The 24596-nt window shown below is 34.8% G+C and carries 17 protein-coding genes and 1 pseudogene; 16 read left to right on the plus strand and 2 right to left on the minus strand.

What is annotated here, in order from left to right:
- Positions 1 to 823: 823 nt before the first annotated feature.
- The 11 genes and pseudogenes from BUB87_RS15085 (at position 824) to BUB87_RS09515 (ending at position 16334) form a co-directional block, all read left to right on the plus strand.
- Positions 824 to 955 carry a DUF3368 domain-containing protein gene (locus tag BUB87_RS15085; protein ID WP_407641835.1) on the plus strand — a complete coding sequence of 44 codons (132 nt, stop codon included), beginning with the start codon at positions 824 to 826 and terminating at the stop codon, positions 953 to 955.
- A gap of 14 nt (positions 956 to 969) precedes the next feature.
- On the plus strand, positions 970 to 3051 hold the full coding sequence (locus BUB87_RS09465; protein WP_073344683.1) for a TM1802 family CRISPR-associated protein: 2082 nt from the start codon (positions 970 to 972) through the stop codon (positions 3049 to 3051).
- Between the two features lie 20 nt (positions 3052 to 3071).
- Positions 3072 to 4148 (plus strand): CRISPR-associated protein, encoded by a 1077-nt coding sequence (locus tag BUB87_RS09470; RefSeq protein ID WP_073344606.1) that lies wholly within the window; start codon positions 3072 to 3074, stop codon positions 4146 to 4148.
- Between the two features lie 3 nt (positions 4149 to 4151).
- Positions 4152 to 4910 carry a CRISPR-associated protein Cas5 gene (cas5, locus tag BUB87_RS09475; RefSeq protein ID WP_073344608.1) on the plus strand — a complete coding sequence of 253 codons (759 nt, stop codon included), beginning with the start codon at positions 4152 to 4154 and terminating at the stop codon, positions 4908 to 4910.
- 21 nt (positions 4911 to 4931) lie between these two features.
- A complete protein-coding gene (locus BUB87_RS09480; RefSeq protein WP_073344611.1) occupies positions 4932 to 7355 on the plus strand; it encodes a CRISPR-associated helicase/endonuclease Cas3 in 2424 nt (807 codons plus the stop codon).
- Between the two features lie 140 nt (positions 7356 to 7495).
- Positions 7496 to 8542 carry an Rpn family recombination-promoting nuclease/putative transposase gene (locus BUB87_RS09485; RefSeq protein ID WP_073344613.1) on the plus strand — a complete coding sequence of 349 codons (1047 nt, stop codon included), beginning with the start codon at positions 7496 to 7498 and terminating at the stop codon, positions 8540 to 8542.
- A 516-nt stretch (positions 8543 to 9058) separates the two neighbouring features.
- Positions 9059 to 10006, plus strand: a pseudogene (locus BUB87_RS09495) (DUF1848 domain-containing protein).
- A 207-nt stretch (positions 10007 to 10213) separates the two neighbouring features.
- Positions 10214 to 11836, plus strand: a complete 1623-nt coding sequence (locus tag BUB87_RS09500; RefSeq protein WP_073344619.1) for a MotA/TolQ/ExbB proton channel family protein — start codon at positions 10214 to 10216, stop codon at positions 11834 to 11836.
- Positions 11826 to 12518 carry an OmpA family protein gene (locus tag BUB87_RS09505; protein WP_073344621.1) on the plus strand — a complete coding sequence of 231 codons (693 nt, stop codon included), beginning with the start codon at positions 11826 to 11828 and terminating at the stop codon, positions 12516 to 12518. The genes BUB87_RS09500 and BUB87_RS09505 overlap by 11 nt, the downstream gene beginning before the upstream one ends.
- Entirely contained in the window at positions 12515 to 13720 is a 1206-nt protein-coding gene (locus tag BUB87_RS09510; RefSeq protein WP_073344624.1) for a hypothetical protein, read from the plus strand. The genes BUB87_RS09505 and BUB87_RS09510 overlap by 4 nt, the downstream gene beginning before the upstream one ends.
- On the plus strand, positions 13689 to 16334 hold the full coding sequence (locus BUB87_RS09515; RefSeq protein ID WP_234946009.1) for a DEAD/DEAH box helicase: 2646 nt from the start codon (positions 13689 to 13691) through the stop codon (positions 16332 to 16334). The genes BUB87_RS09510 and BUB87_RS09515 overlap by 32 nt, the downstream gene beginning before the upstream one ends.
- Before the next feature lie 267 nt (positions 16335 to 16601).
- Here the strand turns inward: BUB87_RS09515 and tpx are convergent, their stop codons facing one another.
- Positions 16602 to 17138, minus strand: coding sequence for a thiol peroxidase (gene tpx, locus BUB87_RS09520; RefSeq protein WP_073344626.1), 537 nt, complete (start codon positions 17136 to 17138; stop codon positions 16602 to 16604).
- Positions 17139 to 17303: 165 nt separating this feature from the next.
- Here tpx and BUB87_RS09525 point away from each other — a divergent pair, with 165 nt between their 5' ends.
- From BUB87_RS09525 to BUB87_RS09545, 5 genes are all read left to right on the plus strand, one after another.
- Entirely contained in the window at positions 17304 to 18548 is a 1245-nt protein-coding gene (locus BUB87_RS09525) for an Nramp family divalent metal transporter (RefSeq protein WP_234946010.1), read from the plus strand.
- Positions 18549 to 18709: 161 nt separating this feature from the next.
- Positions 18710 to 19633, plus strand: a complete 924-nt coding sequence (locus BUB87_RS09530) for an SEC-C metal-binding domain-containing protein (protein WP_073344631.1) — start codon at positions 18710 to 18712, stop codon at positions 19631 to 19633.
- 229 nt (positions 19634 to 19862) lie between these two features.
- The gene (locus BUB87_RS09535) at positions 19863 to 20717 is read left to right on the plus strand and encodes a sugar phosphate isomerase/epimerase family protein (protein WP_073344633.1); all 855 of its coding nucleotides are present in this window, start codon (positions 19863 to 19865) and stop codon (positions 20715 to 20717) included.
- Positions 20718 to 20837: 120 nt separating this feature from the next.
- Positions 20838 to 22088 carry a stalk domain-containing protein gene (locus BUB87_RS09540; protein ID WP_073344636.1) on the plus strand — a complete coding sequence of 417 codons (1251 nt, stop codon included), beginning with the start codon at positions 20838 to 20840 and terminating at the stop codon, positions 22086 to 22088.
- A 144-nt stretch (positions 22089 to 22232) separates the two neighbouring features.
- Positions 22233 to 22685 (plus strand): VOC family protein, encoded by a 453-nt coding sequence (locus BUB87_RS09545; RefSeq protein WP_073344639.1) that lies wholly within the window; start codon positions 22233 to 22235, stop codon positions 22683 to 22685.
- Between the two features lie 36 nt (positions 22686 to 22721).
- Here the strand turns inward: BUB87_RS09545 and BUB87_RS09550 are convergent, their stop codons facing one another.
- Positions 22722 to 23987: an MFS transporter gene (locus BUB87_RS09550; RefSeq protein ID WP_073344642.1), complete on the minus strand. Its 1266-nt coding sequence runs from the start codon at positions 23985 to 23987 to the stop codon at positions 22722 to 22724.
- Between the last annotated feature and the right edge of the window lie 609 nt (positions 23988 to 24596).

Genomic DNA, 24596 nt, shown 5'->3' on the forward strand with positions numbered 1-24596 from the left:
ACATTGATTAATATTGCAGACAATATATTTGAGATAAAAACATTGGATGATCTGGATAAATACCTAAATTAAGTGTGATATATTTTATATTCCACCTTGATCTTATGGTGGTTCTTTTTATTTCTTAATCCTTTTATTGGGTGCATATGATAAAAATACACTATTATTTAATAACTGATCCTAAATAGGTAATGTACATTATAACAGGCGCAATCATTTAATCATTGTTTAAAGTTGTACTGTGACAGGACCCTTATTGGTCCCTCAAGAAAATTGGACTAAGACGTACAACATGAAAAATTTCTCTTGGGGGAGGTTCAAAAGCAATGGCAGCACACAAAAACTTTATCCTGGGGATAGTTATTATTTGGGGTTATAGACTTGTAAAGGAAAATATGGTAATATAATTGTAAAAGAACAATTATGTTTTGTTATAAAAGGAGGAATATGTAGTTTTCCAAAATTATAAAAAAATATTGTTTTTTATAACGATTTGTTAAGTTGGTATGAAGATATACCAGAAGATTTAATTATGTTTATAGAAAATTTGTATAAAAAGCAATTTGAGAGTTATCCATATGCTTATATAATAAAAGATATTCAACAAATACACGAATATAGTGATGAACGTAATTTTTGCTGCGTAAGGTGGCTTTAACAATGAAGAATTTTGGAGTCTCTTGGCTCATCTATAAGCCTTTATGTCAGTAAACAGATATCATTAGCAAAAGCTGCTTAGCTAGCAAATAAATCATTAAGTGATTTTATTGAAATATTGCCAGAAAAATCGCTGAAAGTTTTTCGCTAGTCCCAATTGGTATTATTGGAATTCAAACTTGCGAAAATTAAGGGGCTTATACCTGAAATAAAGCCTTTTCTTGATAAGATGATTGATAATAATTTTCGGATTTCACTAAAATTATATAAAGAAATAAGAGAAACAAATGAGTTATGATGAGAGGTGATAAGATGAACTTGACTGCTATTACTGCAACTCTAGGTAAAGATAGAAAAGATGATATTGAATGCCTTTTGGAAGAATTACCAAAGGTAAAAGATGACGAGCAAAGATATACCGTTTACCTGGTATTTGATATTAAACATAAAAATATTCATTTTGAGTCAGGAGAGCCTGTACAAGACGACACTGCAAAGCGGTTATTATATTTCGGTAATAAAATAGGTAATAAATCTCAGTATTATCTTAATAGAGATGTTGAATCTTTACATTACATTTTAACAAGCGTTATAAGTGATTTATATAATATGCTTTGTAAATACGGTATGCAGGATGGACAAATAGCTTCCATTATTAAAGCAATGGAGGATAGTGGGCTTGTCATTTTAAGTAAAAGAAAGGGCGCTGGCAGTATAAATTATCAAAAGTTCTTATTACCAGACAATTACATGATTAAAGGTCTTACTAGTAATACAAACAAAGCTAAAATAATATTATCAAAGCCAAATAAAGCTGAGAAAATTGTATCTCCTGAAGAATTTATTAGAATAGGAATTGGAGAGAAAAACAAAAAAAATCGATTTGTATTGGTTATACCTACAGTTATACAGGAAGATGATCAACGGATTGTTCTGTCTGAGTGCCCTGAATATATAAAATTGGTAAGATTAGATAATAATATAGAAAAGCAAGGCCGCGTTTCTTCTTTGCAAAGTAAAAAGGTGTGTTACATATGCCATAAGGGAAAAGATGATGTTAAAACTGAGGATTATATTAAAAATTTTGATAGAACAGGTTTAAATAAATTGTTTGAAACAACAACTAAAAATACATCATCATATCTGGACAATTTTGATTATGAAAAGACATATTCTATATGCCATGATTGCTATTTAGATCTTTTTAACGGCGACAGAAAGATTCGGAGCATGTTTAAGGGCAAGATAGCGGGAGAGGACGTTTTTATACTTCCTGAAGGACTGTTAGAAGATTTTAATTATGATTATTTATATAAGCTAAAAAAGGAAGTGGATCTTGCTTTAAATAATGATGATACAAATGATTGGCTACAAAATCTTGAAGCACTTGCTAATATAGATGAAATTTTCTACTATAGCCTGAACTTTGTGGTATATAGAACAGATGGTACATCATTTGGCGTATTGCAGACTATAGAGGATGTACCTACAATACGATTTAAAAAGATAATGGAGTTTATCGGGCAGAATGTTAAGATGATGCAACCACATATAAAACGCATGTCCCTTGCAAGTATTTATAGACTTATTCCTATATATCAAGATAAAAACGGTAACAAATATACAGGTAGGGTACTGTCGCTTTACAAGGCATTATTATGCGGTGAGCAAGTGGATATGAATGAATTGTTTAGTTATGCATGTGAAGGTCTTGATAAAGGATTGAATCAGCTTAAAAAGGATGAAATAAAAAATTACTTTAACATGGGTTTAACTAGATATAAAGAGTATAAAGATTATGCTGATGACTATTTTATAAAAGATTTAGTGATGGATTATTTAGTATTATTTAATGTATGCAGGCAGCTAAATATTTTGACAAATGATAAAACTTATCGTGACAAGGAAAGGGGGGATGATAACATGAAAATAAATACTGTATCTGAAAAGGTAAATAGCTCTATAAATGCTATGGAAGATTTTCTTAATACGCAGCAATATACTGACGAAGCTAAGGCATTGTTTTATCTAGGTGTATTGATAAGACGAGTAGCAATATATCAGATGTTAAAAGAACATAAAAGTAAACCTATTCTTAAAAAGATTCAGTTTCAAGGAATGACCGATATGGAGGTCTATAGGCTTTATAACGAGGTAGTAGAAAAGCTTAGGCAGTATGGAAAGCTTAATATATTTACTGAAGCGGTAATGAACAGATTTCATTATTACTATGGATGCATAAATAGGCCTATAGATAAGCCATGGAAATTAGACGGACACGCTAATGTGTTTTATATAATGTCTGGATATGCATATATGATAAGTAGTAGCATTCCAGACGTTACTGATGAGGAACAGGAAGTCGTAAAAAAGGAAATTGAGGCAGAGGATTAGAATTAGAAAGGAAGGTAATGATGAATACTTTAAATAGAAACAGCGATTTTTTATTTGGCTTTGAGGCGAATATGACAAATCCTAACGGAGATCCTGACCAGGAAAATAGACCTAGGATGGACTATGAAACAGCAACCCTTTTGGTAAGTGATGGACGGCGTAAGAGAGATTGTAGGGATCTTTTAAAGAATAAAGGATATGAGATTTTTGTTGATACATTGGCTGATACGAAAGTGCCTATGGAAACCATGTTTGATAATATAATAAATAAATGGCTTAGTAACAAAGATAAAATGGATACTCTTTTTAAAAAAAATAATATGATCAAGCGGAAATGGGAAGAGGTATTTGGGAAAAATTGTGATGACTATAAAGCAGCATATGACAAGAAAAAACCTAAATCCAAGAACAAAAAAGATAGCGATTTTAACCAATTTAATAATATTTTGCTGACCGAGATAATCAAGCAGTCGTTAATAGATATAAGGCTATTTGGCAGTGCCATGGCAATAGAAAATGTAACGAAAACATTTACTGGGCCAGTACAGATAAGTTGGGGATATTCTCTCCATCCGGTAGAAATAGTTAAATCAAATTCTATAACTTCCATTATGAATGACGATAGTTCGACATTTGGTAAAAAGTATAAAGTCTATTATGCATTAGTGGCTCATTATGGTACTATGAATAAATACAGTGCAAAACACACTGGTATGACAGAAGAAGATGCTTCGTTATTTAGAAAAGCTTTAGTACAAAGCATTATGGCCAATCAGACAGATAGCAAGCAAGGGCAGCAACCTCTGTTTTATATTGAAGTGGTGTATAAACCCGAGTTTGATGGATACCTAGGTGATATGAGACGATTTTTGAAGGTTTCATATAATGCTGATAAACCTATAAGATCACTTAATGATGTAAAAGTAGATTTTAAAGATCTTACATGTGTAATAGACCAAATGAAACAAAAGGGATATGTAGACGAAGTAATTGGTTGGGTACATCCTTATATCAATACTAGTGAATCTCTTGTAAATATGCCTATATATAAAGAAATGGATTTATGGACTCCTATTCCTAGTAAGGTGGCTGACTAGATTATGAAAGTAGTATCATTTTCAGTAAATGGTAAGATGGCGCATTTTAGAAAAGTGTATTCTAACGCTTCAGCCCTTTCATATTTCATACCTCCTAGAACCACAATATCCGGTATAGTTGCTGGCTTGTTGGGGAGGGAAAAAGATACATATTATGAGATGTTTTCTATTGATAAATGCAAAATTGCCGTAGCTTGTCAAACACCTATAAAAAAATGTATGCAAAAGCTCAATTATCTTATGATAAAGAGCAAAAATGATTTAAATGGCTCGGCTGAGAATCATAGCCAGACGGCTACAGAGCTTGTTATACCATTTAATATGCGGACTGGATATGTAAGTTATCAAATATGGATACATCATTCCGACAATAAGGTTATGGAGAAATTAGAATGGATAATAAATGACACGCCGATATATCATAGTCAAGGAATATCACTGGCCCTTGGGACTGCTTTCAACTTGGGTTGGCTAGAAAACAAGGGTGTATATGAAGCGGAAGAAATATATAAATCAGAGGTAGTTGATATGTATTCCGTTATACCCATGGACTATATAGATGATATAAAGTTGCCAAGTATACCAGGTAAATGGTATAGGTTAATAAAAGAAGAAGTACCATTGGAGTTTAATAAGGATAGAGAAATTACAGAGCGTGGACTCAAAAATATGCTCATAAATCTTGAAGGAGGTTCTGTAACAGTAACAGCTAAACAATATGTAAAATTAGATAATGGATTAAACATAATGTGGATGCAATAAAACATAAAAGGTAGTGGTTTTATGAAATATCTTGCTCATTATGATAAAGATAAAGGATATGATCAAACATTAAGTGAACATTTGAAAGCTGTAGCAGAGATGTGTACTGAAATGGTGCCAAATGTAGTAAAATTTAAAGATATAGACAATGATATAATAAAGTGCTTAGCCTATAATATAGGTTTTTTTCATGATATAGGAAAATATTCAGACTATTTTCAAGAATATTTAGTAGGGAACTACAATGGCTCGTATAAAAACCATGCTCATATCTCTGCTTGCTTTTCTTATTTATTTTTATTGGATGAAGCTAAATGGAGATATAAAAATGAGATTTTAAGGTATATAGTTACATATCTATGTTATATTGTTGTGCGCATGCACCACCTTTCTTTGACATTGGATCGGTTGTTTACTATAGAAGGACAGGATTTGATGTGGCAGGAGCTTAATGTTATAAGACAAAATATATTTGAAAATCAACGTGAGATTTTAGCTGATTTGTCTAGCATTGCGCCACATTTAAAGGATTTTGATTTTTCAGTGTATCTTGATTTGCAGAGATTAAAGAAAAACAAACATTTTATAAATATGCCTCAACTTTTAAAAATGGGACGGTTTGCTGATGATCAATGGTATTTTTTTCTTATATACATGTTTTCATTGCTTGTAGATAGCGATAAGCTAAATTCGGCTGAATTGGTTCATAGATCAACGAAGTCTATTTCACCTAGTAAGGTTGTCAACTATTTAGCATTTAAGGATAAAGGTAATGTCGATAAAACATTGCTTTTAAAAAGAGAAAATGCTCGTAGCGAGATGATAAACATTGTAGATAGTTTAACCGATGAACAGATAAAAAACAGTAGATTTTTCATTATTACCGCTCCTACCGGAATTGGTAAAACTTTATCCTCTTTGCAATGTGCTTTACGGTTACAACAAAGGATACAAGATGTAGAAGGATATGTTCCAAGGATAATAACAGCTATTCCGTTTATCAATATTATAGAACAGACGCGTAAAGAGTATGAAAATGTTATAGGAGATCAGGCAAATTTGGTTGTGCATCATAGATTGGCTGATATTACATCTAATATCAAAGTTGACGAAATTATACCGGTAAGCAAAGCCTTACTTGAGATGGAGGCTTGGGAAGGAGATGTGATCTTAACCACATTTGTCCAGCTATTTCAATCGATATTCACAGGCAGAAACAGTGCTTTGAAAAAACTTAATAAGCTAGCAGGTAGTATCGTAATATTGGATGAAGTGCAGGCAGTACCAGAAAAGTATATGTCTCTCGTTGGTGCTACTTTGCAAAAAATATCAGAATATTATGGTACTAGATTCATACTTATGACGGCTACTCAGCCTAAGATATTGGAGTTTGGAGATCAGTTGTTGAATAATCATGAATATAGTAGTAAAAGGACAGTTGATTTATTTCCTTCTTCAGAGACATACTTTGGTCAGTTGAAAAGGACCAAATTTGTACCAGTGTTGGAAGAAGAGATGGATACAGACAAATTTATAGAATTTTTTATGGAAAAATGGAATGCGCTTAAATCGGCTGTCATAGTCGTAAATACTATAAAAAGAAGCGTAGAGGTATTTTATGCATTAAAGTCAGAACTCAAAAGACGAGGTATTGATACACCTGTGTATTATTTATCGACCAACATAATACCAATAAAGAGGATGTCGGTTATTCAGGAAGTGAATAAGCTATTGAAAGCTAATAAATCTGTTATTCTGGTCTCTACTCAGACCATAGAAGCAGGAGTAGATTTAGATTTTGACATGGCTTTTAGGGATTTTGCTCCATTGGATTCATTGGTGCAGACGGCTGGTCGTGTGAATAGAAATGGCCAAAAAGGCCAATATTTGCCCGTTTATATTATAAAATTAGCCCATGATAGCGATTATATATATCACCTTTTTAATAGGAAGTTAACGATGGATCTACTGAGAGAATGTACAGAAGTGTACGAATGGCAATATAAAACAATTGTAAATAGGTATTATGACAAAATATTAAACTTAGGTATACCTCAAGAATCGAAAAATATATGGAATGAAGGCATATTGAAACTAGATTTTAATAAGATACAAGAATTTAAATTAATAGAGGATTTGTCAGACGTATACGATGTGTATGTGGAGAAGGATGAAAATGCTACTTTTTTGGCCAATGAATTTGAGAATGTTATTATAGGACGAGGAGATTATGCAAATTGCAACTCATTTGAACGCAAGGCATTATTAAGAAATGTTATGGCAAAAATGAATGATTATATAATACAAGTTAAAGGGAGAAAGGTTGAGAAAAACTTGCTACTGAATTTTGAAAACAGAAATGGGGTACAAAGTTCGCTACGATGGATTTCACCAAAAGATATATCGAAATTATATGATGAAGAAACAGGATTTAAATTTGTTTGAAAACAAAATACATTGCTATGGATACCCCAAAAATTTAAAGTGACATTGTCACAAAATAACTGCGTACAAAAAATTTGTTCTTCAAAATCGATATTAATGGTGTATAATAATATCGAGATAATTAAAGGGGTTTAAAGGTGATGGATAATAATATACAAAAGAAAACGGCAAAAGAAAATATCCGTAATCAACACGATAAAGGCTATAAATTTTTGTTGTCCAGTAAGCGGGTGTTTATAGAGTTATTAAAGAGTTTTGTCGGACAAGAATGGGTAAAAGATATAGATGAAACTGGAATGGTTAGAGTTGATAAATCCTATATTTTACAGGATTTTGCGGATAAAGAAGCCGATTTAGTTTACCGCATGAAGCTAAAAGATAAAGACGTAATATTCTATGTATTAATGGAATTGCAGTCTAAAGTTGATTTTCAGATGCCATATAGGTTGTTATTGTATATGGTAGAGATATGGAGAAGTTTGCTAAAAGATACTTCTCGGAAAGAAGCAAAGAGAAAAGATTTTAAATTACCGGCTATAATACCAATAGTATTGTATAACGGGGAGCGTAAATGGACAGCGTGTATAAACTATAAAGAGACATTAGATTCTTACGAGACATTTAAAGAATATGTACTGGATTTCAAGTATATTTTAATAGACGTAAACAGTTATAATAAAAAGGATTTATTAGAGTTAGAGAATTTAATAGGAGCGGTATTCTTATTAGATCAGAAAGTAGACAGAGAAGAGTTAATGAACAGGTTGAGCGAACTAATCGGAGTACTAAAGAAGTTAGATTCTGAGCGAATGGAATTATTTAAGACGTGGTTAGGGAGGATATTGTCAAATAGGTTGCCCAAAAAAGAGAAAAAAGAAATAGAGAGAATAATAGAAGAGAGCAAGGAGGTGGAGGATATGGTGTACAACCTTGAACGAACGATATTAGAAGGATTTAAGGAATATGAGAAGAGAGGCATAGAGAAAGGAATAGAGAAAGGAATAGAGAAAGGAATAGAAAAAGGAATAGGAGAAGTGGTTATACGACAGCTGAAGAAGAAATTTAGTGATATTCCTGAGATTTATATAGGGAAAATACGTAGCGCTGATAAAAACACATTGATTAATATTGCAGACAATATATTTGAGATAAAAACATTGGATGATCTGGATAAATACCTAAATTAAGTGTGATATATTTTATATTCCACTTTGATCTTATGGTGGTTATTTTTATTTCCTGACCCGTTTTATTAGGCATATATGTTAAAAATACAATATTCAAACAACTGATCCTACGGAGTAGCGACATGTTTATATGAAAAACATAAGCTTTTTAAAAGCCCAGGATATTTAATTTGCCAAGGGCGGTAGGAGTTACTGCTGATGAAGAATACGGAAAGGACGTGGATATTATCAGAGGTATAAAGATGAAGGAATAGATATATATTACCCTTATTTTATAGCTGAAAAAAGTGGAACACTAGAAGTTTGCAATTCTCGAATTATAATAGAGGCTGTAGATGGAGATCTATGGAACTTGGTAACAGAGGGGAAAAGGAGTGAAATAGATCAAGATAAAATTAATATTATGGCGATTCTTGAGCAATTACCTGAAGGTGTAGATCCTTCAGACTATCCTTGATATTGAACCAGGGCCTGAAATAGTTCCATTTTATTAATATATTATAAAGGATGATGGGTTTGATAATATCCGCTAGTAGGCGAACAGATATTCCGGCTTTTTATGCTGAATGGTTTATGAATAGAATACATGATGAAAAAGTGGTGGTATATAATCCGTACAATAAATTAGGACAATAGATTTCTTTAAGTCCGAAAGATGTGGATGTTATTGTGTTTTGGTCAAAAAATTATGGACCAATGCTTGATAAACTGGATGAGTTAAAAGATAAATACAGATTGTATTTTTTATTTACAATAACGGGTCTTAAAGGAATATTAGAAGAGAATGTAATAGACCCAAACGTGGCTATAGAACAATTTATTAATATATCTTCAAAATTTTCACCAGAACATATTCAATGGAGGTTTGATCCCATAGTTCTTACAAATGTAATACAAGGTGATTTTTATATTAATAAATTTAGAGAAATAGCAAAAAGATTATGCGGTTATACACATCGATGCTATATTAGCTTTGCTAATATATACCCTAAGGTATTAAGAAATTTTGAGCATCTAGAAAGAGAGAGAGGTATTCGATTAGTAGAAAAGGACAATGCCTATAAAAAGAAAATTGCCGAAGAATTAGCGGACATTGGACTAAAGTATGATATAAAATTATATAGTTGCTGCAATGATTTTTTAATAAGTGATAAAATTGGTAAAGCAAGTTGTATAGATATCAATATTTTAAACCGCTTATATAATATCAATATCAAGGCATCTAAAAGCCCAACCAGACAACAGTGTGGCTGTTACAAAAGCGTAGATATTGGAGTGTACAATACATGCCCTAATGGATGCTATTACTGTTATGCCAATTATAACAAAGAAATGGCTGTGAGAAATTATAAGCAACATGATTCTAGATCAATGTTTTTGCTTAACAAGAATATCGAATTAGTAAAAAGATTACCGGATAAAAAATGTGAATGTGAACAAATTAGTATTTTTGATATGCTATGAATATGGATGTTATATATAAATATTTAAGAAAATTTAAAAAGATTGATATAGAGCCGTTTTTTTTACCTATGAGGAGTATATAAACGGCAATTATCCTTTTAAGGATGGGTAAGTCGCAGTACCTTAAATGAGTGTAGAATATGAAGAAGTGATATGTTTCACATATTTTCAAAGAATGAAATCCAAATATGAAAGGGGTGTAATTTTTTGAATTTCAAAGAGATTACACTTTTTATAATAAGAGTTATTCCAGGTTTTACTAATAAATTTTGCTGGGGTATTTTGCTTATTGCTTTAATTACTCTAGTTTTTACTCACCGGAAACCTTGGCAATATATTAGAATAATAGATAAGTACATGAAAAAAATTCACAACACATCGGATAAAGATATGTTATTAGAAGAGCTTATTGAATTGACAGATGAAATAATAGAAAAAAAGAAAAATGACAAATACGTAACTGGATTACTTGAAAAGTTTAAAAATAGGTGCTATAGTGGCAATATAAAAAATGCTGTGGATGTTTTGGATTATACGGCTTTGGTTGAAATTCCTGGTGAGCGAAAGATATTTGACATGATGCCAGGTGTATTTACAGGCCTTGGCATCTTGGGTACTTTTATGGGATTGGTTCAAGGCTTAAGTGATCTTAACTTTTCGGGGAGCACTCAGGCATTGGAGCAAGGGATAAATAACTTAATATCAGGAATGTATTTGGCGTTTCTTACATCAATAGCAGGCCTTGTTTCTTCTTTAGGGTGGTCTTTAGTAGATAGAGGGTTGATTCATTATTACAGAAGAAAAATCGATTCTTTTCATTCCTCGTACAAAAAAGTATTTGCGCAAAAGGAAATAGACGATTATCTCAAAGACATCAGAGAGATTCAGGAAGAGCAAAAGACATATATGCAAAAATTTGTATCGGATTTTTCCCTAGAGCTTAGCAACGTGTTGTCAAATATGCTGGAACAAAGGATATTTCCTGAATTTGCTAATATTATAAATCAGCAGGTTACATCTAAGATCGTGGAATCCTTTGATAATACCATTGGAGAGATTAAGCAGTCCACTGAAAGCTCAAAACAGATGATTGAGAGGTTTGCTAATCTGGCATACGATAATCAGTTAGAAGGAGTTCAAAAGATTGTTAATAAGTTTATAGAAAGTATGGATCTGTCATTAAAAGGGAAATTTGCGGATTTGGGTGAGTCCATCGGCGAGATGATAAAGTGGCAGCAAATGGTTAAAGAAGGCATGAATGAACTTATAGAAAAATTGTCGAACAACATACTGAATTTACAGGATGTTAATAGAGCTATTGAAAACATAATTACAAACTTCTCTGATTATTTCGATAAAATCAATACAGCTAACAACCATATGGTTGAGAACATATCAAAATTAGAATCTGTTTCCTCTAATATAAATGGACTTATTGAAGATATGTCAAAAATGATAAGAGATATCAACGAGCAAAAAGATTTATTGTTAAAAGATAAGACAGAGCACATTCAAATAATATCTAGATACATATCGGAGATCAATGAAAAGTTCGGCTTGCTTGAAAAGAGTTATGCCAATATAAGTAAGGACATCGATATCTTAAACAACAGCCTCAAACAATCTATGGAAGAATTTGCTAATAAAACCCATGAAGGACTTAAGCGAAGTTTATCTTTGTTTGATGAAGAGCTTGCCAGTATAACAAGTTATCTAAATTCCACATTAAGCGAAATTGAAGAAGCTGTAGATGAATTACCGAAGGTGATTATTGAATTTAAAAAGACCTTAAGAAACAATGAGAAGGAGATGCAGACCATTGAAGGATGAGGACAAAGTACACGATTACTGGCAGTCTTATTCAGATTTGATGGCTGCGTTACTTTTGATGTTTGCCCTTTTGATTGTCATTATGATTTATAAATATGCCGGCATTGCTGCTGAACTCAGTTTGCAGAAGGCAAAGGTTGATGACTTGATTGGCGTGAGGGCTCGTATAATAGACCAGCTTTTTAAGGAGTTTAGCAATTCAGATATGACGCTTAGTATAGATCCCCAAACTGGGGCTATAAGCTTTAGCGAAGGTGTATTCTTTGACAAGGATAAGTTTGAGTTAAAGGAGGAAGGTAAAAGGTATTTGAATGAGTTTATCCCGCGGTACTTATCGATACTCATGGATCCACGGTTTAAAAGGTACATATCGCAGATAATTGTAGAGGGCCATACCGATGATACCGGTGATTATATGTACAATCTGGAGCTCTCTCAGAAGAGGGCGTTTGAGGTTGTCAGATATATATTGCAATCTAATATAAAAGGCATTGACTCTAAGACAAAAGCAGATTTGATGTCATATATAACGGCCAATGGCCGCTCATACAGCCAGTTAATTATTGAGAACGGGAAGGTAAACAGGCAGAAATCCAGGAGGGTAGAATTTAAATTTCGCTTAAAAGAAGAGGAAATGATAATGGAGATGCAAAAAATCCTCGGGAAGGGATCTGTAAAGTGAGCACCCATGAATTCGTGTATATTCCTCATAAATTGCTTGAGACTAAAAATCGCATAATATCGAATAGTTCAAATAAGGCAATAATTTTTGAAAAAAATAATGATGAAGAAGAAAGGCTCATGTTGCTGCAAAAAATAGATAAGACGCCATTTAAAGATATACACGATCTGGCATTTACGTTAAAAAGTCGTGAACTGTACCTGTTGATTTATTATTTTGCTGGTGCTGATTTTAACATCGATCCCAATAAGATTTATGAAATTATAAGATTGAGGTTTAAAAAGAAATTCGCCGCTTTGCTCTGGGAACAGTATCAGAATAATTATTACAATAAGATGTATGTGTATTATTTTACGAGATTTTGCAATGAATTTAAAGAGGCTTTTATTGAGCTGTTTAAGGATGAGAAAATATTGCGGTTTATTAAGGTAATGATGGTTAACGATAATGTAATCAAATTTATTTGTGTTTATATAAGTAAAACTAAACTGAATTTAGATAAGTTTTTTAATACATTTAAGATTAATGAAAAATCAAAGTTGGGATTGAATATAAAAAAATATTTTTATCTGTATTGTGATAGAGAAACTTATGTGAGCAGCGAGCCGCAAGTAATTTTGAATACAGTAAAATCATACAATCAAAATGAATTGCTGATGTTTATTGAAAACTATGTTGGTAATGTATCATTTTCTGAGCTTAACCATGATATAATGGAATATATATTAGAAAACAAAAAGGTACCTGAAAATAGAGAAAAAGATTTCTTCTGGAAAGATGTTTCTGAGCCGGTATGGAGCAAGTGCAGAAAATGGTTTTTAGATAATTCGATGAAAAAGCATCTTGATGGCCCGAGATATAATTTTTGGGCAAACTATCTTGATTATATTAAGGACTTTGTTGTGGTTAAAAAGAACAACCGCAATCAAGCAATTTATTTTATATATTTTGGCGAATTTGTAGTGGTTGAATTTGAACCTATTGGCGCTGCCTATATATATAGAACAGATGTATTTAAGCGCCGATTTGGCGCGTTTGCCAGTGAAGAAAGCTCTAAAAGTAATAGCTTTTTTAAAGATGAAAGCATTGCTATCGCTAGGATAATACACGGAGGAAGATGGGAATTCAGAGCATATAATATTGTACGACAGCTGCTGAAGGGTGAGTGGTTTGATAAGGATTTCAAAAGACTTAACAGATAAGGGTATTAAGATTGTTTGTCAGGTTTTAAAAAAGAAAAAGCCTGTTGAAATGAAAATACCGCTTTTTTTAAACCCAGTAGAATTCTTAAAGAATATCTCGCCTGATGAAATGGAGACATTAAACGTAATTGAAGGTTTGTGGCAGGAAGGTATTTTGCAAGAGGAAGACAATACTTACATTATACCTTATGAATTTTTGTACAATATCACTGAAGATCAGAGACGTATACTTTGTCTTCCTGGCGAAGATAACACCATAAGACTCCATATAAAAGCGAAGGGAATCCTTGGCAACAGTGATTTTACGTTGATACCTGACATATACATAAAAGATGAGAAAATGGGGCCTCTGGATAGAAGGATTAAAAATGTGGTATCCCACAAAGGCTGCCTTTATTTGATACCATTAAATCTTTACAGCCTTTTAAACGAGATAGATGCGTATAAGCCCACTGCTGACCCTTTATTGCAGGCGAAGATCATCGCAAAAGTCAAATATAAAGCTAAGTCGGCTAATGTGACTTTTGATAAATTTCTGGAAAGCGAAGAAGTGTACTATTCTGAAAAACTGGATGTGGATATAGTTAAGCACAGCGACGACTATATCCAGATTGTACCGATTTTGGGCAATGGAATCGATAGTTTATTAAAAGATGATAAAGATAAGGTCTTAAAACAGCATAACACGTTATACGGTGAAGGTATAAAGAGGAAAAGAATTTTTTTGGAAGATAGGATCGTACAAAATTATAATAAAATTCTTAGACAAGGGCATCTTAAAGGGGCTCAGATACCAAGGTTTTTGACTGACCCGTACTCTATTTTACCTGAAGATATAGATTTGTCTAATTTCAGTAAAAGGGTAAAGGAGCTCGGGCTTAGGGTCTACAGGGCTAATCCGTATGTTAATATAGAAAGAGATAAAGATTCCGGGTGGTTTGATTTTGAGATAGGTGGAATCATACATGAAGATACCGGTTTGGATCTTGATGAAGATGGTGATAACACACGGGAAAATGCACTAGGAGATAATGGTAAGATCGATGTAAACGAATATAGGCGATTGGTTCAAAAAGCTGTCGAAAGCGGAGAAGATTACGTAAATTATAAAGGTAATTGGATAAAAATTGACAGAGAGCAGGCCAGCAAATTTTTAAATATAGTCGACAACGAGTCGCTTGTTAAGACACAGAGGATAGATATTACCCGATTACCTTATGTCTTGAAAATATATGAAAACATAGATAATCTGGAGTACAACGAGACAGCGTTAAGCTTGAAAAAACAGCTTACAGGTGATTTTAGCATAAGTGATTTTAGATATCCTATGTATTTAAAAAATTGCCAGCTGTACCAGCATCAAAAAGAAGGATTTTTATGGTTTAAGGGCTTGTACGAAAATTACCTGGGCGGACTACTTGCCGATGATATGGGTTTAGGTAAGACTTTACAGATAATTAGTTTTTTATGTTATCTAAAAGAATGTAATGCAATTAAACCTACGTTGATTGTAGCTCCATACACTTTGTTAGATATATGGGAAAGCGAGATACGCAAGTTCTCTGAAATTACCTCTGTATATAGACATATGGGTTACAAAAGATATAGAACACCCGAGCTTTTAGAAGATTATGAAATCATATTAACCACTTACGAGACATTGGTCAGAGATCAATTGCTGTTAGGTCAAATAGACTGGCAGGCAGTTGTTTGTGATGAAGCACAGAAGATAAAAAATACCACAACATTAACTACCTCAGCAGTTAAGGCCTTAAAAGCTAGGATCAAGATAGCTATGACCGGGACTCCTGTGGAGAACAATCTAGGTGAGTTATGGTGTATAATAGACTATGTGCAGCCTGGCCTTTTGTCTAGTTATCAGGAGTTTAAGAAGACGTATCAAATACCTATAGAGGATGCTATAAGCAATAAAAGTGAAACATATGTAGAAGTAAAGAATAGGTTACTGAATACGATAAAGCCTGTGTACTTAAGGAGGGCAAAAGATGGGATTTTATCCCTTCCTGCGAAAAATGAGTTTTTTTCAGAAGTAGAACTTACAGCATTGCAAGAGAAACTCTATTGTCAATTGATAGGAGATTATAAAAACAAAGGCGAAAGTAAATCGCCTCTTGGTGTGTTGCAAAAGTTGATGGAATTGTGTGCCCATCCACGCCTTATACAAGATGATGGTGAAGGGAATACCTCTCAACTTTTAAGTGAGTCAGGGAAACTTCAACGCCTTATAGAACTTTTAAATGAGATAAAGCGTAGAGGTGAAAAGGCGGTTATATTTACCCATTATATAAAGATGCAGGCAATATTGAGAAAAGTTATAATGGATGTCTTTGGCATAAATTGTCCTGTGATAAATGGCAACATTAAAGGCGATAGGATGAGTGTTATAGACAGCTTCAAAGAATCTTCAGGCTTTGGCGTTATTATTCTCTCTACAAGAGCTGCCGGCGTAGGTGTTACCATAACTGAGGCCAATAATGTGATTCATTACACAAGGGATTGGAATCCAGCTGTTGAAAAGCAGGCTACAGATAGGGTTTATCGGATAGGCCAGACTCGCGAAGTAAACGTTTATTACCCTGTGCATAAGCAGTAGAGGTAAAACAGTAGAAGAGCGTTTAAATGAGGTATTGCAGAAAAAGCTTCAACTTCTTAATGAAGTGATTGTACCGTCAAGTTATCTGAATATAACAGAAGAAAATTATGACTATTTATTACAAGATTTTTCCGATTGGTCACCATGATCTTAAAATAGAGGACGAGTACGTAACACATGACCCGTTACGTACCCGTTTGCTATTATATTAAGTAAGATTTGTCCAAAATATACGACCAGGCCAAAATAATGATGTAGGCGATGACGTTAATTTTGTAGAGCGTTCAAGGACTTTACCACGCTTAAAGCCGCGTCGTAGTCAGGTTCCTGAGTGATTTCTTTGACGTACTCCACATAGCGTATAATGTCGTCTTTATCCACCACGAATACAGCCCTTGCAAGGAGACGCAACTCTTTTATCAGAACTCCCCAGTTTTTGCCGAAGGACGCTTCTCGGTGGTCCGACAGAGCCCTCACTCTGTCTATACCTGCTGCTGCACACCATCTTTTTTGGGCAAAGGGAAGGTCCATACTGATGACGATGACCTCTACGTCGGGGCTAAAAGATGTGGCTTCTTTGTTAAACCTCCTGGTTTCGGTGTCACAGACCGGTGTATCCAAGGATGGCACTGAAACTATTAACCTTATCTTGCCCCGGGTAGTGTCCAGGGTTTCTTCCTCTAGATTGCTGTTCAGTACCTTAAAGTCGGGAGCTTTGTCTCCTACCTTTAACGCCGGGCCTATTAGAGTTACCGGCGCACCATTAAATGTGACGTGACCATAACGCTCGTTAAATTCAGACATTTTAAACATCTCCTTATTAATAATAGTTCTTAACAACAATTATCTTTTAATTACTAATTATAATACATAAGATTCAGGAGTCAATACTTTTTTTATTTTTTTTACTGTAGTATAATATATATACTCATTTTCAAAAATCATTGAACTGGCTAGGATGGTGAAATGGTGAAATTATTTTTAAGCAATCATAGTCCAAAACTTCTCGCAGTTGATTTTTTCAAATACATAGGTCCCGGCTTGTTGGTTACAGTGGGATTCATTGATCCAGGAAATTGGGCCTCGAATATTGCGGCAGGCTCCGGATATGGATATAATCTATTATGGGTGGTGACGCTTTCAACCATCATGCTCATTGTGTTGCAGCACAACGCAGCGCATCTGGGCATTGTAACCGGAAAATGTCTTTCCGAAGCGGCGACAGAAAATATCCGGCCATGGCTTAAAAATATCATATTGCTCACTGCGATGGCAGCAGCCATTTCCACTGCTATGGCTGAAATCCTTGGCGGTGCCATTGCGATGAACATGCTTTTTGGACTGCCGATTAAGATAGGAGCCCTGTTTGTTTTGTTGGTTGCTCTCCTTATGCAGTTTACAAATTCGTATAAAAAAATCGAAAGAATCATTATTGGTTTCGTCTCGCTGATCGGCCTTTCCTTTATTTTTGAAATCTACATTGTATACGTCAGCTGGAGAGAAACGGTCGCAGGATGGTTTATCCCCTCTTTTCCTCAAAATTCTATGCCCATTATTATGAGCGTGATGGGCGCCGTGGTCATGCCCCACAACCTGTTTTTGCACTCCGAGGTCATCCAGAGCCGGCAGTGGAATCTGCAGGACGAAAAGATCATTAAGCGACAGCTCAAGTATGAATTTGTGGACACGCTATTTTCTATGGTCATTGGCTGGGCGATCAACAGCGCCATGATTATAATGGCGGCGGCAACGTTTTTTGAGCGACGGACTGTGGTGGCAGATTTGTCGCAGGCGCAGGCAATGCTCAGGCCGTTGCTTGGGAGTGCCGCCTCTGTCGTGTTTGCCATGGCTCTGTTGTTTGCCGGGCTTTCTTCCAGCATCACGGCAGGTATGGCGGGCGGCAGCATTTTTGCCGGCATCTTTTCAGAGCCATATGACATTTCGGACAGCCACACTAAAGCGGGTGTTTTAATCACCATGATTTCCGCAGCCATTATTATTTTCTTTATTCCTTCACCTTTCCAGGGATTGATTTATTCTCAGATGTTTTTAAGCATGCAGCTCCCTCTTACAATCTTCATGCAGATTTTTTTGACATCCTCCAAAAAAGTCATGGGGAAATATGCGAACTCAAAATTGGATAATGTATTTTTGTGGTGTATAGCAATTATTGTTACTGTATTAAATATGGCACTACTTATAAGTTATTTTTAATGCGTGGGTCTCTTTGCTCTGTTGCGCGTTGAAATGACCTGTAATAAAAAACGGCTACATCTTTTTGTTAAAGGTACTGTTAAATTGTCGAGTTTTTTGCTATTCTATATCATGAAAAATATGCATTTGATGTTATGAATAATAATGGTATGGAGGTTAAAATGGATAAAATTTTTGATATTGATAGAAATGGTGAATGTATTTGTGGAAGTGGTAAAAAATATAAGAAGTGTTGTTTTCCATTAATCGATAAAATTGATACTACCCTCTTAAAAACAATTGAGAAAGAAGAAACAATTACTTCTTATGGAAGAGAATTTATACATATTGTTAGTGTATTGTATGGGGTTAAACTTGAAGAAGAATCCCAGAATTCGCCCGATTTAGAAGAATTAGCAAAAATAATACTTGAAGTATGGGACGAAAGAGATAAGATATTTGATGAAGAAAAAGGAAGATTTGCTGTAAAAGCTACAGTAGAAGAGTTGATTGATAGGATTGGAAAGATTGTAGAGAAAAAAGAAACTTTAAAACATTTTAGAGTACCTGTTGATTTTTTAGTGAACACAGACCTCCAAACAGAGGAAGAAGTCGTCAGATTATTAGAGAAGTTATCTGAAAGTCTGCTTTTAGAAGATTATCTTTTAGATTTAGCTTATTCTCTTCGGAATGAGGAGTATTCCAGAGAAGAGATTAAAACTGTGTTTGTTTGGATTTTATTAGCGGCAAAAAATAACGGTATGAAGGATTTTATGATTCCTGTATTAAAGGTTACGATAGATGAGCTTAATACAGCAAAAGCAAAATTTAAAGAAATTATCGATAAGGCTAGTGATAAAAAAGAAGATGATGAACAGCGATTTCTTGAAATGTTAGAAATATATCAAGAATATCCAATATTTGAAGAATACATGGCGAGAAAATTATTAATGGAATTTGAAGATGATTTGGAAAAAATCTTAGCTTGTGTAGATTTTAATATACCTTTTTATGCGATATATGCTTTTTATCTAAGACTTTTTACAAATATTGCTGATGTACTTTATAATAAGCGTAGAAGATTTGAATCAGATCCTATCCAATGAGTTTTTTGAGGCATACATTTCATATTTACAGAGTAAGAATTTAACAGATGTGGTTACATATTTGTAAGGAAATTTATAAAGAGATAGAAGATGTTAAACTAGGGGTTAGGGAAAAAATAAAAGAAATGCTTAAAGATACTGTTTTACAAAAGTAACAGGGCAAGAGATGATGGAGCGAACATTATATTGATGACAGATGATAATCATATAGTTGGGGGGGGAATTGAACATGCGTTTGGGAGGGCCTTTGTTTTACACCTATTCTGATCCAGAACAATGGATACAGGCGTTAAAAAAGCATGGTTATGGGGCAGCCTATTGCCCTGTGACAGTTGATGATGAAGATGCGGTTGTTGAGGCTTATGTCAAAGTGGCCAACAAAGCTGATATTATCATATCAGAGGTAGGAGCATGGAGTAATCCTTTAAGTGCCGATGAAGTAGAACGTCGGGCAGCTATAAAAAAGTGCAAGGAACAGCTGGCATTAGCCGACAGAATAGGAGCTCGTTGTTGTGTTAATATATCGGGTTCTCGCGGCGAACAATGGGATGGTCCACATCCTGACAATTTCACGTCCGAGACTTTTGATATGATAGTGGCTACGGTGAGAGAGATTATAGATGATGTTAAACCAATTCGAACCTTTTATACGCTGGAACCCATGCCGTGGATGTATCCCGATTCAGCAGATAGTTATTTGGAGCTTATAAAGGCTATCGATCGCAAAAGCTTTGCTGTGCATTTTGACCCGGTGAATCTTATATGCAGTCCTCAGCGATATTATAATAACGGTGCACTTATACGCGATTTTATAAATAAATTAGGCCCATATATAAAAAGTTGCCACGCCAAAGATATTACGTTATCGGGTAAACTTACCACCCACCTCAGTGAGGTGCGACCTGGTTGTGGAAGTCTGGATTATATTACCTTGCTTAGGAATCTTGAAGCCTTAGATGCTGATATGCCCCTTATGATTGAACACCTGTCTAGCGAAGAGGAATGCAATGCGGCCGCGGACTATATTCGGTCCAAAGCTAGGGAAGCTGGGGTAAAATTAAAATTTACAATCACTGAAGAATAACTCACATCTTAACTCAGGAAGAAAAAATATCTTTCGGCAAAGCCACAGGAATTTAAGTATAAAGCAACTAAAGAAGTAATACGTGTGCTACCATTCATATCAAAAATAGGGGGAATTTAATTGGGGCTTAAGGTTATTTCGGCTGTTTTAACGGTTATAGTAATGTTGTCTACAATTGTTCATCCAGCGTTTTCGGCAACAGCGGTCCCCGAGGCTATAAAATCTATTATACAGGATGCTATATTATTGCATATTGATAGTCCTGATGCTTTTGTTAAAGGCACAGAAACTAAGATAGATTCAAAAGGAATTATAAAACCTTACATAAAAAATAACAGGGTTATGGTTCCATTGAGATTTATTGCAGAGAACCTTAGTGCAAAGGTAGATTATGATAACAAGACAGGAATCATAACATTGGAGTTTGACAGTAATAAAATCATAATGAAGGCCAACGATAGCACGATGATAGTAAATGACAAAAAGGTGCAGTTGGATATGCCACCGGAGATATTTCAAGGCACCACAATGGTACCGGTAAGAGCTGTCGCGGAAGCGCTAGGTAAAAAGGTCTCCTGGAATGAAAAGGGTCTGATAGCTATTGGGGATGAAGATATTTTTGAAGGTAAAGACAATAATTTTATTGAAACACTAAATAAATTGTTTTCAGAAACCACAGAGAATCCTCCTAAGCCGCCAGTGAATCCACCTAAACCACCAACCAGGGACCTTGACGCTCTTGTAAAACCATCGAGCGTCATAGCGACACTAAAAAGAGATGCTCCGCTGTATAAATACAACAACACCGGTCATCGAATAGGCACTTTAAAAAAAGGGGAAAAAGTGGAGGTTATACAGGACAGATCTGGTGTTTGGTATAATGTGAAGTCTCTTTCGTCGTCAACAGTCGGCTGGACTTACGGAGTAGATTTGATTATACCCCCTGATCCTCCCACCAACAAAGACCTGTTGACAAAAGAGGAGTTAGAAAGATATGTGAATACCAAGGGGTTTACTAGCGATACGCCTTATTTTGTGTGGGTTGATATAAGCAGGCAGTATACATATGTTTTCATGGGGACAAAAGGTAAATGGCGGCTTTACAAATCCATCCCCTGTGCTACAGGCAAAAATTCCTCTCCTACCATAAGGGGCATATTTAAAATTGGCAACAGGGGTGAAGAGATGTACTTTCCTCAGTACAAAAGTAAAGTGAAATATTGGGTAAGTTTTTATGGATCGTTGTATCTTTTTCATTCGGTTCTTTTAGATAAAAACGATAGAATTATTGATCCTACATTATTGAAAAGAGCTTCCCATGGCTGTATAAGATTGCCTTTACAGGATAGCAATGGTTTTATGATTATGTAAAAAAGGGATCCACTGTTTTCATATATTAGTGCTCTTAAAGTATTATACTTTATATCTAATATACGATATAATAATCATAGGCGGTATAATAAGATGGCTTTTGGCGAATTATATTAAGGTCGATTGATTGAGAGGAGAATGTATATGGAAGAAAAAATGATAGGTAGCAATGTCGTGACCCAGATAGGCATAGTGGTACGCGATGCGGAAAAGACGGCGAAGATGTATGAAAAGGTATTTGGAATAAAGCCTACCTCAACGGTGATAACCGACACGGTGGATATTGCAAAGACTGAGTATAAAGGCAGCTCTACAAAGGCCAGAGCGAAATTGATATTCTTTAAGATGGGATCTGTGGACATAGAGCTTATAGAGCCCGACAGCGAACCCAGTACATGGAGGGAATTTTTAGATAAATACGGCGAAGGAGTGCATCACATCGCGTTCCAGATAAAAGGTATGAAGGACACCGTAGCGGTGCTGGAGGCCAACGGTATGCCGCTGGTACAGAAGGGCGAGTACACCGGCGGGCGATATGCCTACATAGATGCCATGTATAAGCTCAAGGTTATAGTGGAATTACTGGAAAACGACTGATGAAAGAAGTGCGCCATTTTGGCGCACTTCTACTTTTTATGTGGATATTCCGTGAAGGCGATTACCTACTGTTTTTTTGTCTGCACGTAAGATCATCCATCCGATTACACAGGTAAGTAGGGAGAGTGCGAATATAAGTATAAAGAGCATTACCGGATTTATCGTATATATATAACCTCCTATTGCACCCGCCGGTATGCTTATAGCGGTGATGAGTATAGAGGAATAAGATACCACGTTTGCTCGCTTTTTATCATCGATGGAGTTGGCCCAGCATGTCTCTAAATTAGGGCTCATTACTGCAAAACCTACGGAGCCTATAAGGGTGGTTAATATGAGCATGCCAATCTGCTTAGGAGGAGATAGCACAAATAAAAGGTTGCTTAAAGACGTAAGGGCAAGACCGATCAACAGTGCCTTTTTTTCATTGCTTCTACCCATTTTAGGAATAATTACAAACATGGCGATCAATGTCATTATGGTACTTATAGCTGGGAATATGGACACCATCCTATCGCTTATCTTAAGGTGTGAAATTAAATATAGATTGTTGTAAGTGTTTTTTAAGATAAACTGGAAGTTGTTTAATACCACAATTGTAAGCAACAGGAGATTTTCTGGGTGGGTCAGTATATATTTTATTGCGTCTAATACGTCCTTCATGACTTCTTTATAGCCGCCATTTTTATTTTTTTGCATCATCATTATGCCTATGGAGGTCTCAGTGATGTTTGCATATCTTATAAATATGCCAATGGACATTGCGACAAAGCCTATGATGTACATTATCCTTGTAGCAAACACTACTCCATAATGGGATACAAGGATGCCTCCTAACGGCACAAATAAGCCTCCTATGACAAAGACGATGTTCTGAAAAGACCAAATGACGATTCGCTCCTGAGGGCTGGAATCGTCAACCAATATGCATCTCCACGCTATTTCAGATACCTTTACAAAAGAGTTCAACAGAGCCGCCAATAAAAATGCGGTGAAGCTTTTAGAAAAAGCCCATACCAGGCATGCAAATGACCAGGCAATGGTGTCAAATATGGTTATAGTACGCTTTCTGCCTAGTTTATTTGTCAAAATGCCGGCGTAAAAGGAGTTTATAAGCTGGGCCAAAAGACTTATAGATGATATAATTCCTATTTGTTCGGCAGTTAAGCCAAGTTTGGACATATATATGGTAGCATATGTCATAAACATACTGATGGGTATATTGATAAGAGGACCAACTGCAATGATAACCCTTGCATTGTTGTTTATAGATTTAAAGCGGGAGTATATCTCTTTAAGCATAAGTTTCCTCCTTATATAACGATTGCACTGAGCAATAGTATATTATTACGCCGCTTATAAGTCAACAAAAATGTTTTTGGCAGCATGAGGCGGTTAGTTGTATAATTAGTTTCCATTGAAAAATACACCTCTTGAACCCTTAAAAAATCTGAATTTTTACCTTACAGAACATATGCATTTATGGTATAATATGTCTGGAAGGGGAATGAAGAATGTTGGTAATTAAAGATGAAGATTTTAATCAATATAAGCATATTTGACTAACTACCTTCAAAATCATGATTAGAACTAAAATGTGGATTGGCAGTTATTAATAAAATGCTAGTTTTGTTATATACCCGTTTGTGCAGAAGTACCCGAATATACTATACTGGCAAAACTCATCAAAATGTGTTGTAAAGTCCAACCTTCATCAACCTACCGATGCAAACCTTCTTTCAGACGAGGTTAAAGTATTAACAAGACTGGTTTAAGAGGTTTTTATCCAAGCAAAAATAAAAAAATATATGAACTTAAAATAAAACATGTGGTTATTGCTAAACTCGGTAAAGAAGGTAAAAAGAGAAGAGAGCCTGAATGTCAGCATTGGTTTAACTAACAGACTAATAC

The organism is Caldanaerobius fijiensis DSM 17918, from assembly GCF_900129075.1.
Taxonomy (GTDB): domain Bacteria; phylum Bacillota; class Thermoanaerobacteria; order Thermoanaerobacterales; family Caldanaerobiaceae; genus Caldanaerobius; species Caldanaerobius fijiensis.

What these genes read in the sequence shown, in the direction of transcription:
- BUB87_RS09465 (WP_073344683.1), top strand. Translation starts at nt 970, where the DNA reads ATGAACTTGACTGCTATTACTGCAACTCTAGGTAAAGATAGAAAAGAT.
- BUB87_RS09470 (WP_073344606.1), top strand. Translation starts at nt 3,072, where the DNA reads ATGAATACTTTAAATAGAAACAGCGATTTTTTATTTGGCTTTGAGGCG.
- cas5 (WP_073344608.1), top strand. Translation starts at nt 4,152, where the DNA reads ATGAAAGTAGTATCATTTTCAGTAAATGGTAAGATGGCGCATTTTAGA.
- BUB87_RS09480 (WP_073344611.1), top strand. Translation starts at nt 4,932, where the DNA reads ATGAAATATCTTGCTCATTATGATAAAGATAAAGGATATGATCAAACA.
- BUB87_RS09485 (WP_073344613.1), top strand. Translation starts at nt 7,496, where the DNA reads ATGGATAATAATATACAAAAGAAAACGGCAAAAGAAAATATCCGTAAT.
- tpx (WP_073344626.1), bottom strand. Translation starts at nt 17,138, where the DNA reads ATGTCTGAATTTAACGAGCGTTATGGTCACGTCACATTTAATGGTGCG.
- BUB87_RS09530 (WP_073344631.1), top strand. Translation starts at nt 18,710, where the DNA reads ATGGATAAAATTTTTGATATTGATAGAAATGGTGAATGTATTTGTGGA.
- BUB87_RS09535 (WP_073344633.1), top strand. Translation starts at nt 19,863, where the DNA reads ATGCGTTTGGGAGGGCCTTTGTTTTACACCTATTCTGATCCAGAACAA.
- BUB87_RS09545 (WP_073344639.1), top strand. Translation starts at nt 22,233, where the DNA reads ATGGAAGAAAAAATGATAGGTAGCAATGTCGTGACCCAGATAGGCATA.
- BUB87_RS09550 (WP_073344642.1), bottom strand. Translation starts at nt 23,987, where the DNA reads ATGCTTAAAGAGATATACTCCCGCTTTAAATCTATAAACAACAATGCA.